The sequence below is a fragment of the Agrilactobacillus composti DSM 18527 = JCM 14202 genome, assembly GCF_001436375.1.
Taxonomy (GTDB): Bacteria; Bacillota; Bacilli; order Lactobacillales; family Lactobacillaceae; genus Agrilactobacillus; species Agrilactobacillus composti.
This window is the reverse complement of record NZ_AZGA01000019.1, coordinates 22,107-47,803: the sequence shown is the minus strand read 5'-3', so window position 1 is coordinate 47,803 and position 25,697 is coordinate 22,107. Positions and strand designations below refer to the sequence as shown.

Sequence of the window (25,697 nt, the reverse complement as noted above, 5' to 3'; positions counted from 1 at the left end):
TTACGCCGAGCGTAGTTGGTGGGAAACTGCCTGCGAGGGTAGGTAGTCGCCGCGCTGTTTTTTTTTATTCCGGTTTAGCTCAGTTGGTAGAGCGCTTGACTGTTAATCAAGATGTCGTCAGTTCGAGTCTGACAACCGGAGTCAATAAGAAATACGGCTGGATAGCCGCTTTTTTTATTTATATATTTTCCAAATAAGTATGACCCGTTGGTCAAGTGGTTAAGACACCGCCCTTTCACGGCGGTAACATGGGTTCAAATCCCGTACGGGTCAATAGCGCCGGCTTAGCTCAGCTGGTAGAGCATCGGTATCGTAAACCGAGGGTCACAGGTTCAAGTCCTGCAGCCGGCATTACTGAAATCAACCTAATAAAAATTAAATTAAAAAAGGCGAGAACCCAACACCGATTTGTCGGCTTTGGTCTCGCCTTTTGGCTTTTTTTGGTTTATTTGGGATTTTGGTAAACATACTTACGAGATTGGAAGGTATTAATTTTGGAAAACTCCAACGAAACTGAGAAAAAGTTTCTCGGACAACCCTGGGGTCTATCGACCTTATTCATGACTGAGTTTTGGGAGCGTTTCAGTTACTATGGGATGCGCGCAATTCTTTTGTTTTATATGTACTTCGCAGCTGAAAAGGGTGGCTTAGGCTTTAGCCAAGGTACAGCAGCTTCGATCATGTCCATTTATGGCTCACTCGTATACTTAACCGCAGTGATCGGGGGCTTTATTGCCGATCGAATCTTAGGTAGTCGTAAAACAGTCTTTTGGGGCGGTGTTTTGATCATGTTTGGGCATATTGCCTTAGCTGTGCCTTATGGCGCCCCAACCTTATTCTTATCCATTGGCCTGATCACCATCGGGACTGGGTTATTAAAACCTAACGTGTCTGAGATGGTAGGGACTTTGTATAGTGAAACCGATAGTCGCCGGGATGCTGGTTTTAGTATTTTCGTCATGGGGATCAACTTAGGTTCCCTATTGGCACCGGCTATCGTCGGGACTGTGGGTCAAAACATTAACTTCCATTTAGGCTTTTCCATTGCCGCTGTGGGGATGTTCTTCGGTTTAATTCAATACTACTTTGGGGGTAGAAAGCATTTATCTGAAGCAACCCTGCATCCTACTGATCCCATCACACCTGAAGAACTACCAAAGGTTAAGCGCAATATTTTAATTGCTGTTTTAATTGCGGTCGTTGTTTTCGGCGGTTTGTTGATCAGTGGCAATATGAATGTCACCAACGTGGTCTTAGTCTTTAGTATTTTAGGGGTGGTCTTACCAATTGGTTACTTTGTGATGATGCTTAGCAGTCATAAAACCACCAAGATTGAACGTTCTAGACTATGGGCTTATATTCCGTTATTTGTGGCCAGTGTTTTATTCTGGTGTATTGAAGAACAAGGCTCAGTGGTCTTAGCGTTATTTGCGGCCAACCAAACCCAATTAAAAGTTGCTTTACCATTTGCCCAATTTAATATCTTACCATCTTGGTTCCAAATGTTGAATCCAGCCTTTATCATTTTATACACCCCGTTTTTTGCAATTCTTTGGACAAAATGGGGCAAACGACAACCATCGACCCCAGCTAAATTTGCGGCTGGCTTGATCATTGCTGGCTTATCTTTTGTGGTCATGGTTATCCCAATTTTGACCCACGGGACCAATGCCCTCGTTAGCCCATTATGGCTAGTATTAAGCTGGTTGATCGTGGAAGTGGCCGAACTATTGATTTCTCCAATTGGCCTGTCAGCCACCACCAAATTAGCGCCCAAGGCCTTTCAGTCCCAAATGATGAGTATTTGGTTCTTGTCAGATGCCTGTGCCCAGGCCATCAACGCCCAGGTCGTTAAATTCTACACACCTGGCAATGAAGTCATGTACTTCAGCATTTGGGGTGGGGTTGCCGTCGTTCTCGGGATTTTATTATTCATGTTAGTGCCAAGAATCAAGCACTTAATGCAAGGGGTCAATTAATTTAAGATAGGCGATGCGCTTATGATTAAAATTGGCGTTACCAGTGATAATCATCTAGACGTGAACCGGCTAGATGCCACTTTAATTCTCGAACAGCAAGCAGCATATTTAAAAACAAACAAATTTGATTATTACTTAATTGCTGGGGATCAGTTCAATAATTTCCAGAAAACTCAGACTTTTGTGACCCAATTAAATGAGCGACTGCAAGGTCAGACTCAGGTGTACTTTATTGCCGGCAACCACGATATGGTCAATGGGCTAACTTACCCTGAATTGCAACAAACCATTATGCCCGCGTATTTACATCAAAAATACGTGGATATTCCCGAAACTGATTATCGAATTATTGGCAATAATGGCTGGTATGATTATTCCTTTGCCACCAACTTGCCAGAAGTTACCGCTGCGGAATTTACCCGCTGGCGCAATGCTTATTGGATCGATGGGGGGATCAAAGGCCTCGGCGAAGACTTGGCCATGATGCAGACGGTGTTAAATGAGGTGCAGCAGCAGTTAAATGCTGCCCAGCTGGCCCATAAAAAGGTCTTATTCATGACCCATTTTGTGCCTCAGCCGGCCTTTATTTTCTTTAGTTTGGATCGCCGTTATTGGAACATGGCCAATGCCTTAATGGGCAGTGCTCATTTGGGCCAGCTATTAGAAGCTTACCAGGTACAACATGTCTTTTTTGGCCATTTACATGTGCGCCATCAACCTACGACCATTAATGGGGTAACTTATCATATGGCCCCGGTGGGTTATGGCATAAAGCGGCTGCATGAGTGGGCCAGCCAGGACTTTATGACGGAGTGGCGCCAGACGTTGCAGGTGATTGCAATTTGAGCTTGCAATTTGTTTCATTTTCTTGTATTATATTTAAGTCGGATTATTAAGTAATAATCGTATGGAGGAGTAGCGAAGTGGCTAAACGCGGCGGACTGTAAATCCGCTCCTTCGGGTTCGGTGGTTCGAATCCACTCTCCTCCATTTTATTGGGTTATAGCCAAGCGGTAAGGCAACGGACTTTGACTCCGTCATGCGCTGGTTCGAATCCAGCTAACCCAACCATCTATAAAAGAAGTCCAAGGATAAACGATAGTTTGTCTTTGGACTTCTTTTTAATTATACTGGTAATGAAACAATTTAGGAAAATAGGAGGCTTGATTTATGAAAATTGGATTTATTGGTGTGGGTAATATGGCCCAGGCAATGATTCAAGGCTTGTTAAACGCTAAAGTAAGCTCTGAAGATATCATTGTTCATTCTGCCCATGCAACAAATTATGAACCCTTTGCCAAAGCAAATGGGTTAAAAACTGCGCAAACGAATTTGGAATTAACCCAAATGGCCGATATGATCGTCTTGGCCGTCGAACCTAGCTTGTACCAACAAATTATTCAAGAAATCACCGGGGCATTGACCAAGGCTAAGATCTTAGTATCCGTGTTAACAGGGATCACCTTAGGCCAATTAAATGCGGCCGCCGACATGGCTAACTTACCCATTGTCCGCTTAATGCCCAATGTGAATGTCAAAATCAACCAAGGTATGACCGCCATCGTGGGTAACGATGCGGCCCAGGAATCTGCCTTGGATCAGGTACAGACCGTTTTTGAGAAACTTGGATCCGTCACAGCACTACCAGAGCAGCATTTTAGCACTTTTGTGGCTTTGGCCGGCAGTTCTCCAGCTTTTATTTATTTATTCATTGATAGTTTATCTAGAGCCGGCGTGAAATATGGATTAAGTAAGCAACAAGCCACCCAAATTGCTGCCCAGGCCGTGAAGGGCAGTGCCCAGATGGTTTTGGAAAGTGACAAGTCGCCCTTTGATCTCATTGATCAAGTGTCTTCACCGGGCGGTACCACGGTGGCCGGGTTATTGGCCATGGAAGAGCATGGCTTGATCACCAGTGTCATCAAGGGGATCGATGCCACGATTGCCAAAGACCGCGGCTAGTAATTGATTCAATCAGCGTTGACGTCCAAAGCGTCAGCGCTATTTTTATACCCTACTGCACGTCAATGCCCAACACTGTAAGGTGGCCGTTGGCAATTAATTGCACTGTTAATTGGGCCATGTGCTTGGGTGAAAAATCACTGCTGTTATCTAGCCACCAATGTAAATTACCAATGAAAATAGAGGTCATGTACGCAATGATGAAGCTGGTGGGGATTAAAGTTTGCCCCTGCTTGATTTCAAGCGAGTCAAAGATTTCCGCGTACTGGTGGCTCAATAAGTCCATGAGACTTTGTTTTAAGATGGCCGAATTATTACCCTTGATCAGCGTCTTAAAGAAGCCTTCGTTTTCTTGGGCCAAGGTGAAAAAGGCCGTGAGCATATCCACCACATTTTGTAGGATCACGGTATGGTTTTTGGTGAGGATATCTACGCTGAGGACTTCTTTGATGGAATCCAGGGCACTGGTGAAGACGTAGTTGTAAAGGTCTTGTTTGTCTTTGAAATGGGCATAAAAGGTGGCCCGATTGATCATGGCTTCATCGGCGATTTCTTGGACCGTCAGTTCGTCGAAACCTTCTTTTTCCACCAGTTTAATAAAGGCGGCCACAATCATTTTTTTAGTACGGACGACTCGTAGATCAGTTTTTTTAGGCATGATTTTACTTCTTTCTGAAAATTGAACAACACTCAAAAGAATCTCTTGTTTAGACAACGTTTTCCAACAGGTGTTGCTTATCCAAATACTTTGCGGACATTTGATGATTGTTTTTAGCCAATCTTGTTATAAACTTAACGAGTATAGTATAACAAACGCAGTGTTGGTTAAACAACCACTGTTGGGTCAGCCTGGAGGAGGAGTTTTTATGACACAAAAGGCTTTACGCGGCGGAATCGATGTGGGTTCCACCACTGTTAAATTAGTTATTATGGATGATAATAATCACGAATTATATGAAACCTATCAACGGCACTACTCAGATGTTAAAACTGCCACAAAGAAAATCTTAACCGAAGCCCAGGCCAAGCTGGCCCCGGATACACCCATTCGGTTTACCATTACCGGTTCTGGGGGCATGGGTTTAGCGGAAGTTTTAAAGGTGAAGTTTGTCCAAGAAGTCATTGCCTGTACCCGTACGGTGGAGACTTTGATTCCTGATACCGATGTGGCCATTGAGCTAGGTGGCGAAGATGCCAAGATCACTTTCTTTGGCAGTGCCATGGAACAGCGGATGAACGGCAGCTGCGCCGGGGGTACTGGGGCGTTTATTGACCAAATGGCCAGCCTGTTAAAGACCGATGCCAATGGGGTCAATGAATTGGCCAAGAATTACCACCATATCTATCCCATTGCCTCTCGTTGTGGGGTCTTTGCCAAGACTGATGTGCAACCCCTGATCAATGATGGCGTGGATAAAGCGGATATCGCTGTGAGTATTTTCCAAGCCGTCGTCAATCAGACCATTGCTGGCTTAGCTTCAGGTCGCAAAATTAAGGGCAAGGTGGCCTTTTTAGGTGGGCCCTTATACTTTATGAGTGAACTACGAGCCCGCTTCATAGCTACCTTAAAATTAGCCCCAGAAGACGTGATTTTCCCAGAAAATCCCCAACTCTTTGTGGCTAAAGGAGCGGCCCTTTATGCTGACGACCAACCTATTACCAACTTGACCCAATTATTAACAAATCTAGACCACGATGATCATGATGCCTTAAAACTAAGCGATACCTTGCCGGCTTTATTTGAATCCCAAGCTGATTTAGACGCTTTTAGAGCCCGCCATGCTAAGGCGCAGGTTAAAAGCCGGGATCTTTCAAGTTATGCTGGGGTGGCTTTCTTAGGCATTGACGCAGGTTCCACCACTACGAAAGTGGCCTTGATGAGTACAGACCATAAATTGTTATACACCTGGTACGGTAAAAATGATGGCGATCCCTTGAAGAAAACCATGGAAATTTTAGACGATTTGTATGCCCAATTGCCCGACGCCGTGACCATTGGCAAGACCTGTGTCACTGGTTATGGGGAGCAATTGATCAAAAATGCACTGCGGGCCGATTTAGGCGAAGTGGAAACCGTGGCTCACTATAAAGCTGCCCATTATTTCCAACCAGACGTGGACTTTATCTTAGACATTGGTGGCCAAGATATGAAGGCCATGCACGTGAAAGATGATGCCTTATCCACGATTCAATTAAATGAAGCTTGTTCTTCCGGGTGTGGTTCCTTTATTGAAACCTTCGCGGAATCTTTGAAGTATGATGTCAAAGACTTTGCCAAAGTGGCCTTATTGGCCAAACAACCCGCTGACTTGGGGTCCCGGTGTACCGTCTTCATGAACTCCAAGGTTAAACAAGTGCAAAAAGAAGGGGCCACGGTGGGGGATATCTCCGCAGGCCTATCTTATTCCGTTATCAAAAATGCCCTCTATAAAGTTATCAAAGTTCGCCGGGCTGAAGATTTGGGTCACCACATTGTGTGCCAAGGGGGGACTTTTTATAACGAAGCCGTTCTGCGGGCCTTTGAACAGATCAGTGGCCACGAAGTCATTCGGCCCAATATCGCTGGTTTGATGGGGGCCTATGGGGCCGCCATCATTGCCCAGGATAACTACCAAGAAAATGACGTGACCACGTTGTTATCCACGGCGGAAATGGCGAAATTCACTTCTGAAAAAGAATACATGCACTGTGGCTTATGCGAAAATAACTGTCAGTTAACGGTCACCGTTTTCAACGACGGCCGGCGCTTTGTCACCGGGAATCGCTGTGAACGGGGCCAAGCCCGGGGCATGCAGATCAAACTGCAAAAAACCAATTCTAAAATCAACTTGGTCAAAGAGAAATATGACCTGTTGTTTAAATATCGGCCTTTGCGTAAGAAATTGGCTACTCGGGGCACGATCGGTATCCCCAGAGTCTTGAATATGTATGAAAACTACCCATTATGGGCGACGTTCTTTAAAGACTTAGGGATTCGTGCCGAATTATCGCCCCGGTCTACCAAAGACTTGTATGAACAAGGGATTGAAACCATTCCTAGTGATACGGTTTGTTACCCGGCCAAATTGACCCACGGCCACGTGATGGCCTTGATCCATAAGGGCATCCACACGATTTTCTACCCTGGGGTGGTTTATGAACGGGAAGAAAATAGTAAAGCCCGGAATCACTTCAATTGTCCCATCGTCCAAAGCTATTCTGATGTCATCCGCAATAACGTGGATGAAATCCGGGATGGCCAAGTGGACTATCGCAATCCTTACTTGAATTTAGCCGATACCAAGTCCACGGTGCGCAATCTTTATGAATCCTTCAAAGATTTTGGCGTTTCCGAAGCTGAGGTGAAGACTGCCTTTGAAAAAGGGATGGCAGAATTGGCGGCCTTCAAGCAAAAAATCCAAAACCGGGGCGAAGAAGTATTGATGCGCCTGCATGAAAAGAACGAACGGGCGATTGTTTTAGCCGGTCGGCCTTATCATTTGGATCCAGAGATCAACCATGGGATTTCCCAAATCATTACGCAAGAAGGTTTCCATGTCCTTACGGAAGACAGCATTTCCCATTTAGGGGATGTATCCGGCTTGCGGGTGGTGGATCAATGGGTTTACCATGCCCGGTTGTATGCCGCCGCTGAAGTAGTGGCTAAAGAACCTAATCTGGAATTAGTGCAATTGAATTCCTTTGGCTGTGGCTTGGATGCCATTACCACGGACCAAGTGGGTGAAATTTTAGCCCAACACAACAAGTTGTATACCCTGTTGAAGATTGATGAAGGCTCTAACATGGGGGCCATCCGCATTCGGCTACGCTCCTTAAAGGCAGCCGTGAACGAACGGGCGAAACGGCAAATTCTGCCGAAGAAATTGTATGATTTCCCAGAACCAATTCCGTTCACCAAAGAAATGCGGCAAAAACACACGATCTTGATCCCAATGTTGTCGCCAATTCACCAAGATGGGTTGGTGGACACGGTGCTCAATGATTCTGGCTACCGGGTAGTGACCTTACCAGCCCGGGATCCTAATGCCGTGGATGAAGGCTTGAAATTTGTGAATAACGATGCTTGTTATCCGGCCATTATTTCCATTGGTCAAATGATCGAAGCGTTGAAGAGCGGGCAATATGACGTGAACAACACCAGTGTTTTAATGACGCAAACTGGGGGCGGCTGCCGGGCCACTAACTATATTCCCCTGATCCGTAAAGCATTGCGGGATGCTGGCTTTGGGCAAGTGCCGGTCATTTCCTTGTCCATGGGTAACCAAGGGACTGAAAAGACCGGGGATGGCTTCAAGCTCAACCCTAAGATGCTCAAACGCTTAGCGATTGCTTTCTTGTATGGGGACTTGTTCGAACGGGTGGTTTATCGCACCCGGCCTTATGAAATCCATAAGGGTGAAATCAACAAGCTCCACGAACAGTGGCTAGAAGTGGTCCAAGACAATGTGAAGAATGGGAACTTGCGGGAATTTGGCCGCAATGTGCAACAAATCGTCTCAGATTTTGACACTATCCCATTACAACACATTCAAAAGCCTAAAGTTGGGGTAGTTGGTGAAATTTTGGTGAAATATTCGCCAATTGCCAACAACAATATTGTGGAATTATTGGAAAATGAAGGGGCTGAAGCCGTGGTACCAGATATCGCCGGTTTCATGAATTACTCCTTGTATAACCAAAAAATCAAACATGATCAATTCGGGATGCCACTGAAGTCCGAAATTATCGCCAACGCCGGTATCAAATTGATCACCCAACTGCAAAAACCCATGCAAAAAGCTCTGCAAGCTTCCAGCCGCTTCAACGGCATTGCCAAGATTGCCGACTTGGCTAAATCCGCCAGCAAGATTTTGAACTTGGGGAACCAAACTGGTGAAGGTTGGTTCTTGACCGGGGAAATGATCGAATTGTTGGATGATAACGTGGATAATATCATTTGTATGCAACCCTTTGGCTGCTTGCCTAACCACGTGGTGGGCAAAGGCGTGGTCAAAGAATTGCGGCGGCAATATCCTAAAGCAAACATTGCTCCAATTGACTACGATCCCGGGGTCTCCGTGGTGAACCAATTGAATCGGATCCGTTTGATGTTAGCTTCGGCCAACAAGAACTTGGCTGCCGATAATGAACCGGAAGACGTGCCTATTAGCACCCAAGGGCAGGATTTAAACCAATCGGTTACGGCTTATGTAAAACATTAATAGGTTAAAAAATTGTGATCAGTGGTGTGGTATAATTCCCCGGAATTAGGCCACGCCACTTTTTGGATGCCATTGGCGGACTACCGTGATATGATGGATTAGAAATTTGTTTAAAACTGGGCTGGGTTGATTATGGCTCTGCCGAAAGGGTGCAACAAAATTGGAAAAAATTACAAATTTACGTTCAATGGGTGGGTATCAAAATGACCAGGGGCAAACCGTCAAAGCGGGTCTGTTATACCGCTCCGGCCAATTATTTGAATTGACCGCAAAGCAACAGCAGTATTTAGCTAACGATCTAGGTATCAAGCGCATCGTGGATATGCGCAGTGCCGACGAGCGGGCTGATTATTCAGATACCCTTTGGCCCGGGGTGACTTATGTGGTGCAAGATATTTTAAAGGATGCCACCACTAATAATGCCAGCCTAGGGCAAATGATCACTGAAAAGGGCAATGTTCATGAAAATATGCTGGCCACCTATACCCAGCTAGCCCTCAGTGATTCCGCTCAAAAGGGCTATCACCAATTTTTGCAAGATTTATTACAAGTGGCCGAACCTACTATTTTCCACTGTTTCGCCGGTAAAGACCGCACGGGGGTGGCTGCGGCCTTGATTTTGAAGCTATTGGGGGTCAGCGACCAGGACATTTTAGCCGACTATCTGCAAACCAATGCTGCCCGGAAAACCGCCAACGCCCAAATTTTAGCAGACTTGAAGCAACAGGGCTTCGCCGACCAGCAATTAAAAGCCATCGGTACGGCTTTGATGGTGGATGGGGATTATCTGACCCATTATTTTCAGGTGATCAATACAAAATTCGGATCCTTCGCTAATTATGTCCAACAGGGTCTAAAATTGTCCGAGGCGGAAGTGGCCCGTTTTCGTCAGTTATACTTGGACTAAAGCAGTTAAATTTACAACCACTAAAAAAACAAGGCGATCACGGCCTTGTTTTTTTAGTGTCCAGAGCGTCCCAGAGGGTTTGGATCTGTTTGAGCAATTGATCATTTTCATTGAATTCCGCAAATACCCGGGCGCTGGTCAGCAATTTTTTAACTTCAACCGGGGATCCGGCGGCCTTGTGGGTATTTTCAGCTTTTAAGGCCAATACCCGGGCCACGTAATAGGTCACATGGTACTTGGCGCTGAGCTTGTAGGCATAATCCAACAGGGCATTGCTGACTTTTAACTCGTTGATTTTGGCATAAAATTGGGCACAGAAAAACAACATGTTTAAAATCCGGCCCACGGATTGGGCGTCGGTGGCCTGGGTGTGATAAATTTGCTTAAAAACTTTGTTAAAGTAAAATTCCGCCTGGTCATTTTTACCTTGGCGGCTGTAGACTAAGCCGCTACCGGTATAGGCCAGCAATGAAAAGATAGTCTGGCCCTTGGGGTCTAAGTCCGTCAGAATTTGGTTGAAATAAAATAAAGCCGTTAAAGGTTCGGTGCCCCCCAAGACTTGGACGTAGCCTAACAGGTAGTAGTAGGTCATTTCTGTCAGGGTATCCGGCAGGTCCTTGGTGTTGATTTTGGCCAGTTGGGCTTTGGCCTGAGCATATTCCAAGGTGATGAGTTCAAACTCCGCTTTTTCTAAGGTGGCCTTGACCAGGGACGTATTAGGGTCGGTCAATAATAGGTCGTTTAAAGTCAAATCCAGGCGTTCGCAAAGCTGGGTCATAATTTTTAAAGATGGAATCCGGCCATTGCGCTCTAACTTGCTCAAGGTGGCCTGGGTACAAATACCCGCGGCCAATTCTTGCTGGGATAGCCCCAGGGCCTTGCGGCGGGCAATGAATTTCTCAAGATTGATCATGTCGTTTAACCTCTATTTCGTATAGGTGTATCATACCATGATTTGCCAGAAATGAAATTAAGTTATGGCTTAATTATGCCAAAAATATATCAAAAAGTAAATTCGATGAGAATTAAAGGCCGATATAGAAATTATTTAATAGCTATCTAGCGTTGCTGTGGGCTTATTTTAGCTGTAGCGTATCGTTATTTAACCCCTTTCTTGACAATTATCTATATATTTTTGGAATATTCCGTGTTAATATTTTTATGGCAGCGGTTTACCGCTAGCTGTGACATGGATCAAGGAGGAGGGTTCACTAATGCGTACATCAAAGCCTTATGCTAGGCTCACGAAGATACTCATTACGGTACTAATTGTTGTTTTTTCTATTTTAATTGCCGGTGGTTTCTTGATATTCAAAAATGAAGCCCCTAGGCCTGCAAAAATCGTCAACACTAACGGTAACACGTTAGTCTCACATAAAACATTACTCAGTGGTCAAGCCGTCTATGAACGCTATGGTTTGACGGATTATGGCACTTACTTAGGCAATGGCTCTTATTTAGGGCCGGATTACACCGCCCAAGCCCTGCATGTTTATTTAAAGGGGATGCACCGCTATTATGCTCAAACCAAGTACCACAAAGCTTGGGGGGACCTTTCTGATCTGCAACAAGAGGGGATCAAAGGGGTGGTGAAAAAAGAGATCAAGGTCAATCGCTATTCTCAAAAAGCCGATACCTTGACCTTAAGTCCCGCCCAGGCCGCTGGCTTCACTTACTTACAGCGCTATTATCGCCGGGAGTTCATCAATAATCCTAGACAAGCGGGTTTGCCGGAGAACATGATCAAGAACAATACCGGGGCCTACATGGTCCGGGGTAATAAGGTGGATCAGCTATCCAGTTTCTTCTTTTGGGGAGCTTGGATGGCTTCCACCAATCGGCCGGGCCAAAACTTTTCTTACACCAACAACTGGCCCTATGATTTAGACGCCGGCAATACCATGCCCGCAGAGGCTATGATTTGGACGGCTATTTCCGTGGCCATCTTAGTGGCCGGGGTGGGGGTCATCATCTGGGTGCAACGGCGTTATAACTTTGATATGGAATTTGCCTACGGTAAAAATAAGCCGCCGCGGATCGACCCGGATCTGCCGATTTCCGACAGTCAACGCAAGACGGGGAAATTCTTCTTATTGGTAATGGTCTTATTCCTCGTGCAAATTTTATTAGGGGAGTTAATGGCCCACTACTATGTGGAAAATAGTTTCTTCGGGATTCCGCTGCAAAATATTTGGCCCTTTAACTTAGCCAAAACTTGGCATTTGCAATTGGTTATTTTCTGGGTAGCCACGGCCTGGCTCGCCACGGGGATTTATGTGGTACCCCGGATTCGGGGCCGTGAACCTAAACACCAAGGGGCCTTGGTGAATACCCTGTTCTATGGCTTACTGGTGGTGGTTGCTGGCAGTATGTTAGGAGAATGGGGCGACATTTTAGGCTTTGTTAAAAAAGGCTGGTGGCTCATTGGGCACTTCGGCTGGGAATACTTAGAAATGGGTAAAGCCTGGCAATGGCTGTTTATTGTGGCCATGTTGTTGTGGATCGTGATCTTGATGCGGGGCTTTATCCCAGCGATTCGCCACAAGGGCGAGGCTGGCACCAGTACCGACCGCACCCGTTTGACCACCTTGTTATTCTTAGGGGCCATTGCCATTCCGGCCTTTTATCTGGCTTCCTTATTCATTTTGCCAAACTCCCATGTGACCTTTGCCGATTACTGGCGCTGGTGGATCGTCCATCTTTGGGTGGAAGGTATCTTTGAATCCTTTGCCGTGATCCTCATCGGTTGGTTAATGGTGGATATGAAACTCACCACCAGCAAATCTACGATTCGGGCCTTGTATTTCCAATTGACCTTATTATTAGGTGCCGGGGTCGTGGGCATGGGCCATCATTATTGGTGGCAAGGTGATCACAATATCTGGCTGTCCCTGGGGGCTTGTTTCTCCGCTTTAGAAGTCATCCCCTTATGCTTATTGATTTGGGAAGCTTGGACCCACTATAAAGTTTATAAAGAAAGCCAATTGGAATTTCCCTACAAGGGGACTTTCATGTTCTTAGCGGCCACGGGGATTTGGAATGCCATCGGGGCTGGGGCCTTGGGCTTTTTGATCAACGCACCGGCCATCAATTACTTTGAACATGGCACCCAATGGACGTCGGCCCATGCCCATGGTTCCATGGCCGGGGTTTATGGCATGTTCTCCATTGCCATTATGTTATATACCCTGCGGAATATTTCTAAAAAAGAAATTTGGACCGCCAAACTGGAAAAATGGCTCAAACGGGCTTGTTGGCTATTAAACATTGGCTTAGCGGGGATGACCTTCATCACCCTAATGCCCGTGGGGACCTTACAATTAAAAGATGCCTTGACCAATGGTTACTGGCATGCCCGGCTCTTGAGTTTCTATCATGGTTCCACCGTAGCCACCTTGTTATGGTTAAGGATCATCCCCGATTTGATCTTTACCGCTGGGGTGGTGGTCTTACTGGTAGTGGTCTACAAGATCGTACGTAATTTGAAGCCGGCCCAAAATAAAGCCATGGCCGACTCCCATCAAGAGTGGGATCAAAATTAAAGAATCAACCGGTTAAATTTCAGCAAAACAAGGTCCTTTGGGGCCTTGTTTTTTTGGAAATTGGCCCGATTTCCCCAGGTATACCAACCATTGCATTATCGGTCTATACCGGTTATACTGAACTAAGATAATTCAATCATAAGAGGAGTGCTTAAGCATGAAGGCGAAAGTTTTAAAGCATGTTGTGATTTATACAGGTGAAAGTAAGATTTCAGACGGATACGTGCGCTTCACGGATAAAATATTAGATGTGGGCCCGGTAGCTGAATACCAAGCCCAAGCCGGCGACGACGTGGAGATTTTGCGGGACCGGGTATTAGTACCTGGTTTCATTGATGTCCATGCCCATGGGGGGTATGGCTTTGATGCCATGGATGGCGATCCAGACCAAATCAATACCATGGCCCATAAAATGATGACCAACGAAGGGGTCACCACGCTGTTTGCCACCACGATGACCCAATCTAATGCCAACATCGACCATGCTATGGAAGGGGTCAAGGCCGCTGCCGCTAAGAATCCCGTCATTCAGGGCGTGCATTTGGAGGGCCCCTTCATCTCCGCAACCTATAAGGGTGCGCAACCAGAACAATACATCAAAGATCCCGATACCAATTTATTAGCCCACTGGAACGAATTATCCGGTGGCATGGTGAAATTGATTACTTATGCCCCCGAAGATCCTGGCTCCCAGGCCTTTGAAGATTACTGCTTAAGCCATGGCATCGTGCCTTCCGTGGGGCATAGTAATGCCACCCGGGCCCAAATGCTCCATAGCAAGGCCACCCATGTGACCCATTTGTATAACGCCCAACGGGAATTCAAACATCGGGAACCCGGCGTCACTGGTCATGCCATGTTAGAAGATAATATGTATTGTGAATTGATTTGTGATGGTTTTCATATCGTCCCAGATATGATTAAATTAGCTTATGATCAAAAAGGCAGCCACCGCATCGATTTGGTCACTGATTCCATGCGGTCTAAGGGGATGCCGGAAGGTGAAAGCGAACTGGGGGGCCAAAAAGTCTTTGTGAAAGATAAACAAGCCCGGCTAGCTGATGGCACCTTGGCAGGTTCCGTGTTACAATATCCTGATGCTTTTGTTAATGTCATGCGCTTCACCGGCTGCAGTGTCGCTGATGCGGTGCAAATGTCTAGTGTCAATCAAGCCAATGAGTTTGGCTTGGAACACAAGGGCTATATTTTACCTGGCAAAGATGCCGATATGAATTTGTTCGATGGTGCCTTCAATTTGAAGACAACCTATAGCTTTGGGGAAGAAAATCACCCCGAAGCCTAAAGAGGAGAGAAGATTGTCATGCGTTCACCGATTTATATTGAAATTCACAATCAAATCAGACTAGATATTGAAGCCGGCAAATGGCGGGTGGGTCAACGTATCCCGGCTGAACGGGACTTGGCTAAAAAGTTCGGTGTCAGCCGCATGACCCTGCGCCAAGCCATTCAAACCTTAGTGGATGAGGGGATTTTGGAACGCCACGTGGGTTCGGGGACTTATGTGGCCAGTGCCAAGATTCAAGAGAAAATGTCTGGCATTACCAGCTTTACAGACATTATGCAAGCCCAAGGTAAAGTGCCTTCCAGCAAAACGGTTTCCTATCATTTGGCCAGCCCCACGTTAAGTGAAGTGGAACGCTTGGAATTGCCCCAGGGCAACCAAGTGTTGCGTATGGAGCGGATCCGTTATGCGGATGGCTTGCCCATTAGTTTTGAAACTGCGGCGGTGCCGGCTGATCTGGTTGAGGGTTTCTCTAAGGAAGAAATCACTGCCTCCTTGTATCACGCCTTAGAGACCAAGGGCAATTATCAATTGGGTGGGGCCCATCAAACAGTCACCGCCACCTTGGCCTCTGAACGCATCGCGGATTTCTTGAAAATCAAACGCAATGACGCTATCTTAAAATTACGTCAGGTTTCCTTCTTGAAATCTGGCCGCCCCTTTGAATATGTCCGGACCCAATATGTGGGCTCCCGCTTTGAATTTTATTTAGAACGTTAAATTGAGACCAAAAAAGCGCTTCGGGAAAATTTCCCGGAGCGCTTTTTACATACCATTTAGCTTGTGGTGACCTGCAGGCGGCTGATTTTACCGGCCGGGGTAAAACGATAGTCGTCATAGCCCTGCAAGGTAAACAAAGTTGGGCCGGCTTTTTGGCCCACCACGGCCCACTGGGCTTGATAACCCGTGACCGTTTTGACGGTGTGCTGCAAATGGCGTAATTGTTGGTTGCGGGTAAAGAATGCTTTGAAGAACGCTGCAATAGCTGGCTTCCCCGTAATTGTGGTGCCATCTGCGGCGGTGACGGTGGCATTATCTGCAAAAAGATTGTTGATTTGCCCTTGGGCCTTTAAGTCCTGGGGGGCTAAATCGGAAAGGGCGAAATACTGGGCAATAGTTGTCATATTTTGAGCCATATAAAAATCTCCTTGGATAGTTTAGCGTCCACTAAACTGTCTGTCATTGTTTAGTATAGACTAAACTGATAGAATGTAAAGGGAAGAAGGTGGCAAAATGTCCCAATTATTACCCGTACCGGCCATGGCAACCATTACCCTGGCCCAATTATTGAAATCCTTAAGTGACCCCACGCGCTTGGCCATTGTCACCCGCTTGGCTGACCAGGCAGCACCGGTCTCTTGTGTATTATTTGAAAATCTTGGTAAAAAAAGTAATTTATCCCAGCATTATCGTAATTTAAGATTAAATGGCCTGATCACGATCTCTAAAGCCGGCCGCCATAGTTATCTGCAATTAAGACGGCAAGAATTAGACGCCTACTTTCCTGATTTAATCGGGACAATTGTGGCCGCTAATCACCGGTAGACGCCTTTGAAGTTGGCAGACCAGTGAGTCGGTTAATAATGGTCAGGGTTTTTGTTGCTCGAGAAGCGGCCACATAACGGCGATGTTGCCCTAAAATTGGATCCTGGTAAAAGCTGGTTGCAAAATCGGTCAACACCACCTGGTCGAACTCCAACCCCTTGGCCACGGCTAAGGGTAAGACCACCACACCGCTGGTGGGTAGTTTTGGACTATCCCCAGTTAAACCTGTGACCTGGGCCAGGCTGGGTTTTAAGGCGACCAGCACTTGTTGGGCTGTTTGGTTGTCTGGGGTAATCACCCCCAGTAGTTGTCCCGTTGACGTGCTGGTAAGTTCCTGGACCAAAGTGGCCAGGGACAATTGTTCGTAAATTTGGGGTTGTTGGCCCTGGGACTGAATGGATTGAATTTTTAAAGCCTTGGGGTTATCGGCAAACTGGGCAAAGAAATCCGTGATAGTGGCGGTGGCCCGGTAGCTGGTCACCAGGTATTTTTGAACCAGGGGCCGCTGGTCAAAGCTAGCCGCCATCTCGGCTAAGGTGGCCCCCGTGGCCTTTAACACCTGATTATGGTCCCCCACTAGGGTAAGGCTGGCCTTCGGAAAAAGTTGGTTGATCAGCGTTAATTGATCCGGGGTGTAGTCTTGGGCTTCATCAATGAATAGGGCTGCGATGTTATCTTGATGGTAATTTTGCAGCCGCAACAGGATATAAAACTGTTCGGTTACTGTTAAAGGCCCGGCTATTTTGAGGATAGTGGCCCAGTCAACTTGGCTCAGCCAAGCGGTTAGATCCCCGGCAGCTGTGCTGGGCTTGTCGGCTAGCCGGCGCAAAATAACTTGCAGCCGCCGTAACAGGGGCTGTTGAGGGTCAGTTTGTTGAAAATAACGCTGGCCCAGGTCGTCTTGAAAAAGGTGGGTTAAGACGTCAACGTTAACCACCACCTGCTGTAATTGCTGGTCTAACAGCTTAAAGCGGCCAGTGGCGTCTGGGAGCGACCAACCAAAGCGTTGCCCCAGTTGTTGAAAATAGCGCACAAAGGGCAGGGTCACCGGATTGGATTCCCCTAGGGCGGGCAGGACATTTTGGATATATTTGGCAAAAACTTGGTTGGGGGTGAAAATCAAAATATTTTCTGCCGACCAAGTTTGGCGCTGTTGATATAACAAATAAGCCACCCGTTGTAATAACACTGAGGTTTTACCACTGCCGGCCACCCCGTCCACCAATAGCACTTGGGCAGCGTTGGCGCGAATGATGGCATTTTGTTCAGCCTGAATGGTGGCGGTGATGTCTTGCATTTGACCGCTGCGATTGACCGCCAAAGCGGCCAGCAATACAGGGTCATTAATGGCCACTTGGTTGTCAAAGGCTTGCAACAAGTTGGATCCTTGGATCACGAACTGGCGCCGCTTGGTCAAGGTCACCGGAATTTGGCGACCATTGGCCTGATAGCTGGTGGCTCCCAGGCGATTGGCATAATAAACGTCAGCCACCGGGGCCCGCCAATCGTAAATCAGATTGGTTTCATCAACCCCGCTAAAGCCCACTTTGCCCAAGTAAAAGGCCTCGGGGGTATCGCTGTCAAAGACCAAGTCCACCCGGGCAAAATAAGCTTGGGGTTTTAACAAGTGGGCCGCCTGCAAGCGCATGTTAGCCTGATCCACTTGGGCGTTTAAGGCATCGATTTGACGGTTATTGGCTTCAATACTGGCAAAGGTATCCAAATTATCGCTGATGGTTTCAAAATTTAAGGACGTATCGCTACTAAAACTTTGCTTTAACTGTCGGCCTTGTTGCTGTAAAGCCGCTAGTTTCGCCGTTAAACGGGCGATTTCTGCCACCAAATACTGGTAGATCGTTGTTAGATGGGCTTGTTCTGCATTAAAATCAACTTGCATCATACCAACACCTCCGAGGCCATAGTGTACCAGCAATCTTTGTTGAAAAACAGACTACTTTTTGACCCGTTTTTATGCCATAATTACAATGGAGGGAAAGATGACTGGGTGAATTGGGAGCAGCAGGACAATTCGGTTTTAGGACCCGTCATGGTTTCCTGAACGTTCAAATATAGCATTTCTAAACTCATAAATTCAGTAAAATCAAGATACTTGTAGACAATTTGGGGTTGCTGGTAAAATGATTATTTTACCGGGAGCCCTGTTTTAATTGCCTTTTTTCTGGTATTATCTTGTAAGGACTTTTTATATTTCCAGGAGGAAAACATGTTTAATTCCAACGATAAATACAAACAACTGACCAAAAACTTGTTTATGCTTTTTATCATTTTACAACCGTTTTTGGATATCTATTTTTTCTACGTGCCACCCCTATCTAAGATGTTGTCGTTCTCATTACCAACGATTATTCGGATTTTATTTATATTTGTCATTGGCTTGCTTTTTGTTTACAGTCAGCGCAACCAAAAGATGAATTACTTTATTTTAGGCTACGGGCTGATCCTGCTGGTTTACTTTGCGGCCCATATTTATAATGCCCGTCATTTCTACACCTTTGCCACCAATAATTTAAACTTTTCTGTGACCGGCGAACTGTTTTATTTGATTCGCATGGTGATTCCTTTAGCGGTTATTTTGATGTCTTATAAAATCAACATTAGCCGTAAATTATTCCTACGCATCATTGTAGCTTTAACCATCTTGATTTCCGGCAGCATTGTGGTCACTGACTTGTTGGGGTTCGCCTTGGCGTCTTATGGCAGCAACTGGATCAACGGCAACTTCTTTAGCTGGTTTGATGTGAATACAGGCTTTACATATTGGGATACGGCGGCGAAAAGTTTCTTCTACTATGCCAATGCCGTGTCAGCCTTAGAGCTATTGCTGGCGCCAATGCTGTTTTATTACATGATCACTAACTTTAACTGGAAAACGGTTCTTTTGGCCGGCGTGCATCTTTGGGCCATGTTTATCTTAGGCACCAAGACGTCCACCTTCGGGGTGATGATCGCTTTATTTGGTTCGTTAGGCATCTATTTATTATTTGCTATATTCCAACGCAAGGAACGTTTGAATCCCAAAATTTTAACAGTTTTTGGGGCTTTCATCTTACTGTCCGGTATTCTCTTACCCTATTCGCCGACTTTGAACCGGGCCACCGTGGATAGCGTGGTGGTCAGCAGTCGGGAGGGTTCTAAAAAAGAAGCCAAAAAACGCGACGAAGCTTTGAAGAAACAATTTGAAGCAGCGGCCCAAGGTGACCGGAAAGATTTAGCACCGATCATCAAGAACAACTATACCCAATATGGCTTGCAATCTAAGTTTGTAGAGGGTGGTTATTCTTATAAAGTGGATCCGCAATTCTGGTACAACATCATGATGAATTGGAACGCCACAGATCGGGCCAGCTTCCGGAAGTTGGAACAGGCGCAATTAGTCCGGATCAAACAAATCAACAATAATCCTTTGGACAACTGGCTAGGCATTACTTATACGCGAATGAACTACGCCTTTAACTTGGAGCGGGACTTTGTATCCCAGTGGTTCTCCATGGGCTATATCGGGGTCTTATTGCTGGTGATGCCTTATGTTTTCTTAATGTTGTATGGTTTTTACCGGATCTTAAAAGACCGCCGCGAGTTATTGACCTATTGGCATGTGACCTTGTTGTTTGGGATCGTGTTGATTTTAGGAATTTCCTTTTACAGTGGCAACGTGTTGGACTTCTTGTCAGAGTCCACTATCTTAGGCTTCGTGGAGGGCCATTTGTTGTACAGCCTGCGCAGTGGTAAACGCCGCAACGACAGTCTGGATTTTAATGGCAGTGAGCTTGACAAATAAATATAATGGGTGAATAAATTGGCAAATTTAAAAGTAACGGCAGTCATTGTGACTTTCAATAAAATTGAATTATTTAAGGAGTGTTTGGCCGCTATTCGGGCCCAAACTACCCCGGTTAGTCATATTGTTGTCGTGGACAATCATTCCTCAGACGACACGCCCAACTACTTAGCGGCCCAAAGCGATATTATCAACTATCGCACCGCTAAGAATTTAGGGGGTGCCGGCGGCTTTAACACGGGGATGAAACAATTTATGACCCAAACCCAAGATGATTTGGTTTGGATCATGGACGATGATACCATTCCTGAACCCACGGCTTTAGAAGAACTATTAGCAGGGGCCAATATTGCCCCTGATTTTGGTTTTTTGTGTAGTAATGTGAAGTGGACGGATAACAACCCCACGCTGATGAATATTCCCAACGTGGATCGCACCGGCTGGAATGACATCGCCGAAAAGGGCTTGATCAAAGTGGAAAGCGCGTCATTTGTTTCTGTCATGATTCCCCGGACGGTGGTGGCCCAAATCGGCTATCCCATTACGGATTTCTTCATTTGGGGCGACGATTTGGAATATACCTTGCGGATCACCACTACGGTGTTGCACAAAGCAGCGTACTTTGTCCCCGATAGTATTTGTATCCACAAAATGGGCTCCAATGGGCGAGTGGATATCCTCACGGAGAAAGATCCCAATCGCTTGAATCGGTTTTATTATAACTATCGCAATTTATATTACATCTCTAAAAAACAAGGGGGCCGCTACTTTGCCCGCCATATTCTAGCATCGATTTACACCTTGTTACGGGTACCCTTTAAGAGCCCCAACAAACGGGCCAAGCGCATGGGCTTGATTTTAAAGGGCCTGTTTGCGGGCATTGTGTTCCATCCCAATGTTGAATTTCCCAAGGATTAAGGAGTTGAGCCAAGTATGAATTATTTAATCGTCGGTACCGGCTTGTTTGGCGCCGTATTTGCCAATGAAGCGGTGAAACATGGCCATAAGGTGCACATGATCGAACGGCGCCCGCATATTGCCGGGAATGTCTACACGGAAAACGTCCAAGGTATTCAGGTGCATAAATATGGGGCCCATATTTTCCATACCAGTCAAAAACAAATTTGGGATTATGTGCAACAATTCGCCGAATTCAACCGCTATACCAATGAACCTGTGGCTAATTACAAAGGTGAGATGTACAATCTCCCCTTTAACATGAACACCTTTAATAAAATGTGGGGCGTGGCCACTCCAGAAGAGGCCCAGGCTAAAATTGCCGAACAACGGCAAGTCTTAAAGGGCAAGAAACCGACTAATTTGGAAGAACAAGCGATTTCTTTAATTGGCACCGACATCTATGAAAAATTAGTTAAGGGCTATACGGAAAAGCAATGGGGACAAAAGGCCACAGAACTGCCAGCCTTCATCATCCGGCGCTTACCAGTCCGTTATGTTTATGACAACAATTACTTTAATGATCCCTACCAAGGGATTCCAATCGGCGGCTATACCCAGATCGTGGAGAAGTTGCTTGACGATCCTAAGATTTCCGTCTCTGTAAACACGGATTTCTTTGATAACAAAGCCCAATACTTAAAAGATTACGACCGGGTGATTTATACCGGGATGATCGACCAATTCTTTGATTACAAGTTCGGCGCTTTAGCTTACCGGTCTTTGCGTTTTGAAGAAGAAACCCTAGATACGCCGAATTTCCAAGGTAATGCCGTCATCAACTATACGGACGCCGAAACACCTTTTACCCGGATCATTGAGCACAAGCACTTTGAATTCGGCAAGGGCAACAAGCACCAAACGGTGATTACCAGAGAATATCCCCAAGACTGGCAAAAGGGCAGTGAACCTTACTACCCGGTGAATAACCAAGTTAACGATAGCCTCTTCAAGCAATACCGGGATATCGCCGCTACTGAGGCGCCTAACGTATTGTTTGGCGGGCGCTTAGGCCAGTATAAGTATTTCAATATGGACCAGGTTATTTTATCCGCCCTGCAAGCGGCTGGAAGGGAATTTAACAAGTAAACCTTTATGAAAGTTTTAAAAAACTATCTCTGGAACGCCTTTTACCAAATATTTTTGGTCATCGTCCCAGTGATCACCCTACCTTACGTGAACCGGACCATTGGGGCCACTAATAACGGGATTTTCGCTTACACCAACTCCAATGTGCAGTACTTCATTTTGATTGGGAGTTTGGGGGTAGCCTTTTACGGGAACCGGGAAATTGCCTATCTGCGCCATGATAGAGAAGCCACCACCAATGCCTTTTGGAGTATTTTCTTCATGCGCTTGGCGGCCATGACCGTGGCCATGGTGGCCTTCATCGGCTTTTTGGCCTTCACCGGGGATTTGCGGCCCTATTATATCGGCCAAGGGGTGGCGATCATTGCGGCCATGTTCGATATTTCCTATCTCTTTATGGGCTTTGAGAATTTCAAGGTCACGGTGTTGCGGAATTTTGTCATTAAAATTTTGTCCTTGGTTTTGATCTTCACTTTGGTCAAGACCAAATCCGACTTATTGATTTATATTTTAATCATTGCTGGGTCCACCCTGTTGGGAAATTTGACCCTATGGCCGTATTTGAAGCGCTATGTGGACGGTGTCAACTGGCATGCTTTGACCTTTAAAAAACATTTTTTAGAGTCCTTGAGCTTGTTGATCCCCCAATTGGCCACCCAAATTTATGTGCCTTTGAATAAAACCATGTTGGGGGCCATGATTTCTTATAAATCTTCTGGGTTTTATTACAACGCCGATAACATCACCAAGATTTTGCTATCGGTGGTAACGGCCATCGCCACGGTGATGCTGCCCCATGTGGCTAATGCTTATGCCGCCGGGGATAAGGCGGATGTGAACAAGTATTTATACTTAGCTTTTCACTTCGTCAGCATTTTAGCCGTGCCCCTAGCCTTCGGGCTGGCCGCCATTGCCCCGAAGTTTGTGGTGTTATATCTGGGCAAGCCCTTCGCGGAAGTCGGGACCTTGATGGTCATTGAAGCCGCCGTGGTAGTTTTGATTGCCTGGAGCAACGTCATCGGGATCCAGTATTTATTGGCCACCCATCAAAATAGCAAATTTACCACCTCGGTGGTTTTGGGAGCCATTTTAAATATTGTCTTGAACATTCCGTTAATCATCATGTGGCAAGCCAACGGCGCCATGTTGGCCACCGTTTTGGCAGAAGTGGTGGTCACCGGCTACCAAGTCCTGGCCATTGCCAAACAAGTGGATCTAAAGCAAATGTTCAACGACCAGTGGAAGTACTTCCTGGGGGGGATTTTATTGTTCCTCGCCGTCCGGGGCTTGCACGACCACTGGCAGATGACCATTAAGAACCTGGTCATCGAAGTGGCCGCTGGGGTCGTCGTGTATGGCTTGGCCATCTTGATCCTCCGGCCCAAAGTATTAAATCAAGCCACGCGCTTTTTGCATAAGCGGGGCGAAAGTTAAGCCAAAAAAGCTGAGCCAAAACCAGAAAGGTTTAGACTCAGCTTTTGTCGTATCATGGGGATTATTTCCGAATCAGCCACATGAACTTAGGAATGGCCAGCATGCGTTTGAAGCGGGTGGGTTCTTTTAAGAAGCGGTAGAACCATTCTAAATGCAGGTCCTGCCAAAATTTAGGGGCCCGTTTGGTCAAGCCGGACAACACATCAAAGCTGCCACCCACCCCCATCCAAATGGCCTTGGTCTTGCTTAAGTTGGCCTGAATCCATTGTTCCTGCTTGGGATAACCTAACCCGGCAAAGACCAATTGGGGTTGTTTGGCGGCAATGTCGGCCACGATGGCCTGATCATCTTTGAAATAGCCGTCGTGGTAACCGCTGAGTTCAATGCCCGGGTAGTTGTGTTGGATTTTTTCAACTACTTTGGCCATGACTTCAGGCTTAGCCCCCACCAAATAGACCTTCAAGTGTTGTTGGTTAGCTTTGTCCAGCAGGGCCATCATGGTGTCATAACCGGTGACCCGCTCGGGCAAGGGTTGTTTTAATGCTTGGGATGCCTTGATTATCCCGATGCCATCTGGTGTAATATAATCAGCACCTAGAATCAATTTTTTGTAATCGGGATGATCCCGGGCGTATAAGACGATTTCTGGATTGGCGGTTACGATGAAGCGATTTTGTTGGTGGTCGATATCTTGTTGCAACTGGGCCAAAAATTCTTGGCTGGTCGCCTTAATAAAAGGAATATCCATCACGGATACAGTTGAAAAAGCCATGTGCTCACTCCTAGTTGATAATGGCCTAATTATAGCAAAGAAACGTGTGAAAAAAACTTAACGGAGGGATTTTTTTGAAAATATTAATCGTAAATGCCGGGAATGAAACCGGTGGCGGCCGGGCCCATATGGTCTGGCTCATCGGCGCCTTGAACAAAATTCCGGGGATCGAAGCAGAATTATTGGTCTTTGAAGACAGCGCCGTGGCTAAAATGGCCCGGGAATATCAGGTGAAAACCACGGTCATTGCCCAAAATTCCCAGCTAGATCTCAGTGTGTTAAAACGCTACCGTAATTTTGTCAACGATAACCACTTTGACATTGTCCACACCCACGGCCCCCGGGCCAACGTCTTGACCCGTTTCATCCAGCACAAAATCAATGCTACCTGGGTAGTCACCGTCCATTCTGAACCCCATGTGGATTTTCCTAAGGGCGGTTTGAAAGGCAAGGCCTTCTTGAAATTAAATATCAACGCTTTGAAAAAAGCTAAGCACTTGTATCTGATCACGGATTACTTCCGGGACGAATTACATAGCTACGGCATCCCTGACGGGGACATGACCCCGATTTTTAATGCCATTAATTTTCACGACACGCCCATTGACCGCCCGGAACATGAACCGTTTAATATTTTAAACGTGGCCCGGGTGACTTACGTGAAGAATCAGGCCTTGTTATTAAAGGCCTTGGCTCAGGTGGATTTTGATTATAAGGTGACGATTTTAGGGGATGGACCCCTGGAAGATGACTTAAAAGCTTTAGCCAAGACTTTGCAGATTCAAGACAAAGTAGACGTGGCCGGCTTTACGGAAAATACCCAACCTTATTACGACCAAGCTGATTTATTTGTCTTACCATCCACCTCCGAAGGCTTCCCCACGGTTTTATTAGAAGCCGCCGATGCGGAATTGCCGGCCATTGCCACCAAAGTGGGCTCCGATGACGTGGTGATTCCTAACGCCGATTTAGGCTGGATTTTCCCCAGCGATGACCAGGCCGCTTTGGTCAAAGCTTTAGCTGAAGCCCACGGGGAATTTGAGGCGGGAACCTTGGTGAACCGGGGCAAGGCCTTTAAAAACTTTGCCGCCAGCCATTTCTCCGCGGACAATCTGGCCAAAACCATGGTAGATTTGTACCAACAGGCACAAAAGTAGCCAAAATTCTTGGAACCGCCCCTGCAAAAGCAGTATAATGAAAGTCATAT

19 protein-coding genes and 5 tRNA genes are annotated in these 25,697 nt (G+C 46.3%); 19 read left to right on the top strand and 5 right to left on the bottom strand.

The window, feature by feature from the left end:
* Nucleotides 1–68: 68 nt before the first annotated feature.
* From FC83_RS05415 to proC, 8 genes are all read left to right on the top strand, one after another.
* Nucleotides 69–141, top strand: a tRNA-Asn gene (locus FC83_RS05415).
* Between the two features lie 60 nt (nucleotides 142–201).
* A tRNA-Glu gene (locus FC83_RS05410) sits at nucleotides 202–273 on the top strand.
* A 5-nt stretch (nucleotides 274–278) separates the two neighbouring features.
* Nucleotides 279–351: transfer RNA gene (locus FC83_RS05405), tRNA-Thr, on the top strand.
* A gap of 209 nt (nucleotides 352–560) precedes the next feature.
* Entirely contained in the window at nucleotides 561–1,979 is a 1,419-nt protein-coding gene (locus FC83_RS05400) for a peptide MFS transporter (RefSeq protein ID WP_236700809.1), read from the top strand.
* 21 nt (nucleotides 1,980–2,000) lie between these two features.
* Complete coding sequence (locus FC83_RS05395; protein ID WP_035454683.1) at nucleotides 2,001–2,825, top strand: metallophosphoesterase; 825 nt, start codon at nucleotides 2,001–2,003, stop codon at nucleotides 2,823–2,825.
* 63 nt (nucleotides 2,826–2,888) lie between these two features.
* Nucleotides 2,889–2,969 (top strand) — tRNA-Tyr (locus FC83_RS05390).
* Nucleotides 2,970–2,975: 6 nt separating this feature from the next.
* A tRNA-Gln gene (locus FC83_RS05385) sits at nucleotides 2,976–3,050 on the top strand.
* Nucleotides 3,051–3,149: 99 nt separating this feature from the next.
* The gene (gene proC, locus FC83_RS05380) at nucleotides 3,150–3,941 is read left to right on the top strand and encodes a pyrroline-5-carboxylate reductase (RefSeq protein ID WP_035454681.1); all 792 of its coding nucleotides are present in this window, start codon (nucleotides 3,150–3,152) and stop codon (nucleotides 3,939–3,941) included.
* A 52-nt stretch (nucleotides 3,942–3,993) separates the two neighbouring features.
* Here the strand turns inward: proC and FC83_RS05375 are convergent, their stop codons facing one another.
* Entirely contained in the window at nucleotides 3,994–4,599 is a 606-nt protein-coding gene (locus FC83_RS05375; RefSeq protein ID WP_035454679.1) for a TetR/AcrR family transcriptional regulator, read from the bottom strand.
* A gap of 208 nt (nucleotides 4,600–4,807) precedes the next feature.
* Between FC83_RS05375 and FC83_RS05370 the strand changes: the two genes are divergently transcribed.
* Entirely contained in the window at nucleotides 4,808–9,142 is a 4,335-nt protein-coding gene (locus tag FC83_RS05370) for a 2-hydroxyacyl-CoA dehydratase (RefSeq protein ID WP_057002486.1), read from the top strand.
* Nucleotides 9,143–9,302: 160 nt separating this feature from the next.
* Complete coding sequence (locus tag FC83_RS05365; RefSeq protein WP_082622565.1) at nucleotides 9,303–10,049, top strand: tyrosine-protein phosphatase; 747 nt, start codon at nucleotides 9,303–9,305, stop codon at nucleotides 10,047–10,049.
* Nucleotides 10,050–10,086: 37 nt separating this feature from the next.
* Here FC83_RS05365 and FC83_RS05360 read toward each other — a convergent pair whose 3' ends face one another.
* Complete coding sequence (locus FC83_RS05360; protein WP_057002485.1) at nucleotides 10,087–10,962, bottom strand: helix-turn-helix domain-containing protein; 876 nt, start codon at nucleotides 10,960–10,962, stop codon at nucleotides 10,087–10,089.
* Nucleotides 10,963–11,263: 301 nt separating this feature from the next.
* Between FC83_RS05360 and FC83_RS05355 the strand changes: the two genes are divergently transcribed.
* The 3 genes from FC83_RS05355 (at nucleotide 11,264) to FC83_RS05345 (ending at nucleotide 15,614) form a co-directional block, all read left to right on the top strand.
* Nucleotides 11,264–13,591 (top strand): nitric-oxide reductase large subunit, encoded by a 2,328-nt coding sequence (locus tag FC83_RS05355; RefSeq protein WP_035454676.1) that lies wholly within the window; start codon nucleotides 11,264–11,266, stop codon nucleotides 13,589–13,591.
* A gap of 157 nt (nucleotides 13,592–13,748) precedes the next feature.
* Complete coding sequence (gene nagA, locus FC83_RS05350; RefSeq protein WP_035454674.1) at nucleotides 13,749–14,894, top strand: N-acetylglucosamine-6-phosphate deacetylase; 1,146 nt, start codon at nucleotides 13,749–13,751, stop codon at nucleotides 14,892–14,894.
* 18 nt (nucleotides 14,895–14,912) lie between these two features.
* Nucleotides 14,913–15,614, top strand: coding sequence for a GntR family transcriptional regulator (locus FC83_RS05345; protein WP_035454672.1), 702 nt, complete (start codon nucleotides 14,913–14,915; stop codon nucleotides 15,612–15,614).
* A gap of 56 nt (nucleotides 15,615–15,670) precedes the next feature.
* Here the strand turns inward: FC83_RS05345 and FC83_RS05340 are convergent, their stop codons facing one another.
* Nucleotides 15,671–16,030: a nuclear transport factor 2 family protein gene (locus FC83_RS05340; RefSeq protein ID WP_035454670.1), complete on the bottom strand. Its 360-nt coding sequence runs from the start codon at nucleotides 16,028–16,030 to the stop codon at nucleotides 15,671–15,673.
* A gap of 97 nt (nucleotides 16,031–16,127) precedes the next feature.
* Between FC83_RS05340 and FC83_RS05335 the strand changes: the two genes are divergently transcribed.
* Nucleotides 16,128–16,439: an ArsR/SmtB family transcription factor gene (locus FC83_RS05335; protein WP_035454668.1), complete on the top strand. Its 312-nt coding sequence runs from the start codon at nucleotides 16,128–16,130 to the stop codon at nucleotides 16,437–16,439.
* Here FC83_RS05335 and FC83_RS05330 read toward each other — a convergent pair.
* The gene (locus tag FC83_RS05330) at nucleotides 16,426–18,339 is read right to left on the bottom strand and encodes a HelD family protein (protein WP_052004880.1); all 1,914 of its coding nucleotides are present in this window, start codon (nucleotides 18,337–18,339) and stop codon (nucleotides 16,426–16,428) included. The genes FC83_RS05335 and FC83_RS05330 overlap by 14 nt on opposite strands.
* Before the next feature lie 324 nt (nucleotides 18,340–18,663).
* Between FC83_RS05330 and FC83_RS05325 the strand changes: the two genes are divergently transcribed.
* From FC83_RS05325 to FC83_RS05310, 4 genes are read left to right on the top strand one after another with little or no spacing between them, the layout of a single operon-like run.
* Nucleotides 18,664–20,238, top strand: a complete 1,575-nt coding sequence (locus tag FC83_RS05325; RefSeq protein ID WP_035454666.1) for an O-antigen ligase family protein — start codon at nucleotides 18,664–18,666, stop codon at nucleotides 20,236–20,238.
* Between the two features lie 18 nt (nucleotides 20,239–20,256).
* On the top strand, nucleotides 20,257–21,156 hold the full coding sequence (locus FC83_RS05320) for a glycosyltransferase family 2 protein (RefSeq protein ID WP_035454664.1): 900 nt from the start codon (nucleotides 20,257–20,259) through the stop codon (nucleotides 21,154–21,156).
* A gap of 15 nt (nucleotides 21,157–21,171) precedes the next feature.
* Nucleotides 21,172–22,284: a UDP-galactopyranose mutase gene (gene glf, locus FC83_RS05315; protein ID WP_035454662.1), complete on the top strand. Its 1,113-nt coding sequence runs from the start codon at nucleotides 21,172–21,174 to the stop codon at nucleotides 22,282–22,284.
* A 6-nt stretch (nucleotides 22,285–22,290) separates the two neighbouring features.
* A complete protein-coding gene (locus FC83_RS05310; RefSeq protein WP_035454660.1) occupies nucleotides 22,291–23,718 on the top strand; it encodes an oligosaccharide flippase family protein in 1,428 nt (475 codons plus the stop codon).
* 61 nt (nucleotides 23,719–23,779) lie between these two features.
* On the opposite strand, the gene FC83_RS05305 is transcribed toward FC83_RS05310, so the two are convergent.
* Nucleotides 23,780–24,490 (bottom strand): WecB/TagA/CpsF family glycosyltransferase, encoded by a 711-nt coding sequence (locus FC83_RS05305; RefSeq protein ID WP_035454658.1) that lies wholly within the window; start codon nucleotides 24,488–24,490, stop codon nucleotides 23,780–23,782.
* Between the two features lie 74 nt (nucleotides 24,491–24,564).
* Here FC83_RS05305 and FC83_RS05300 point away from each other — a divergent pair, with 74 nt between their 5' ends.
* A complete protein-coding gene (locus tag FC83_RS05300; RefSeq protein ID WP_035454656.1) occupies nucleotides 24,565–25,647 on the top strand; it encodes a glycosyltransferase in 1,083 nt (360 codons plus the stop codon).
* Nucleotides 25,648–25,697 lie beyond the last annotated feature (50 nt).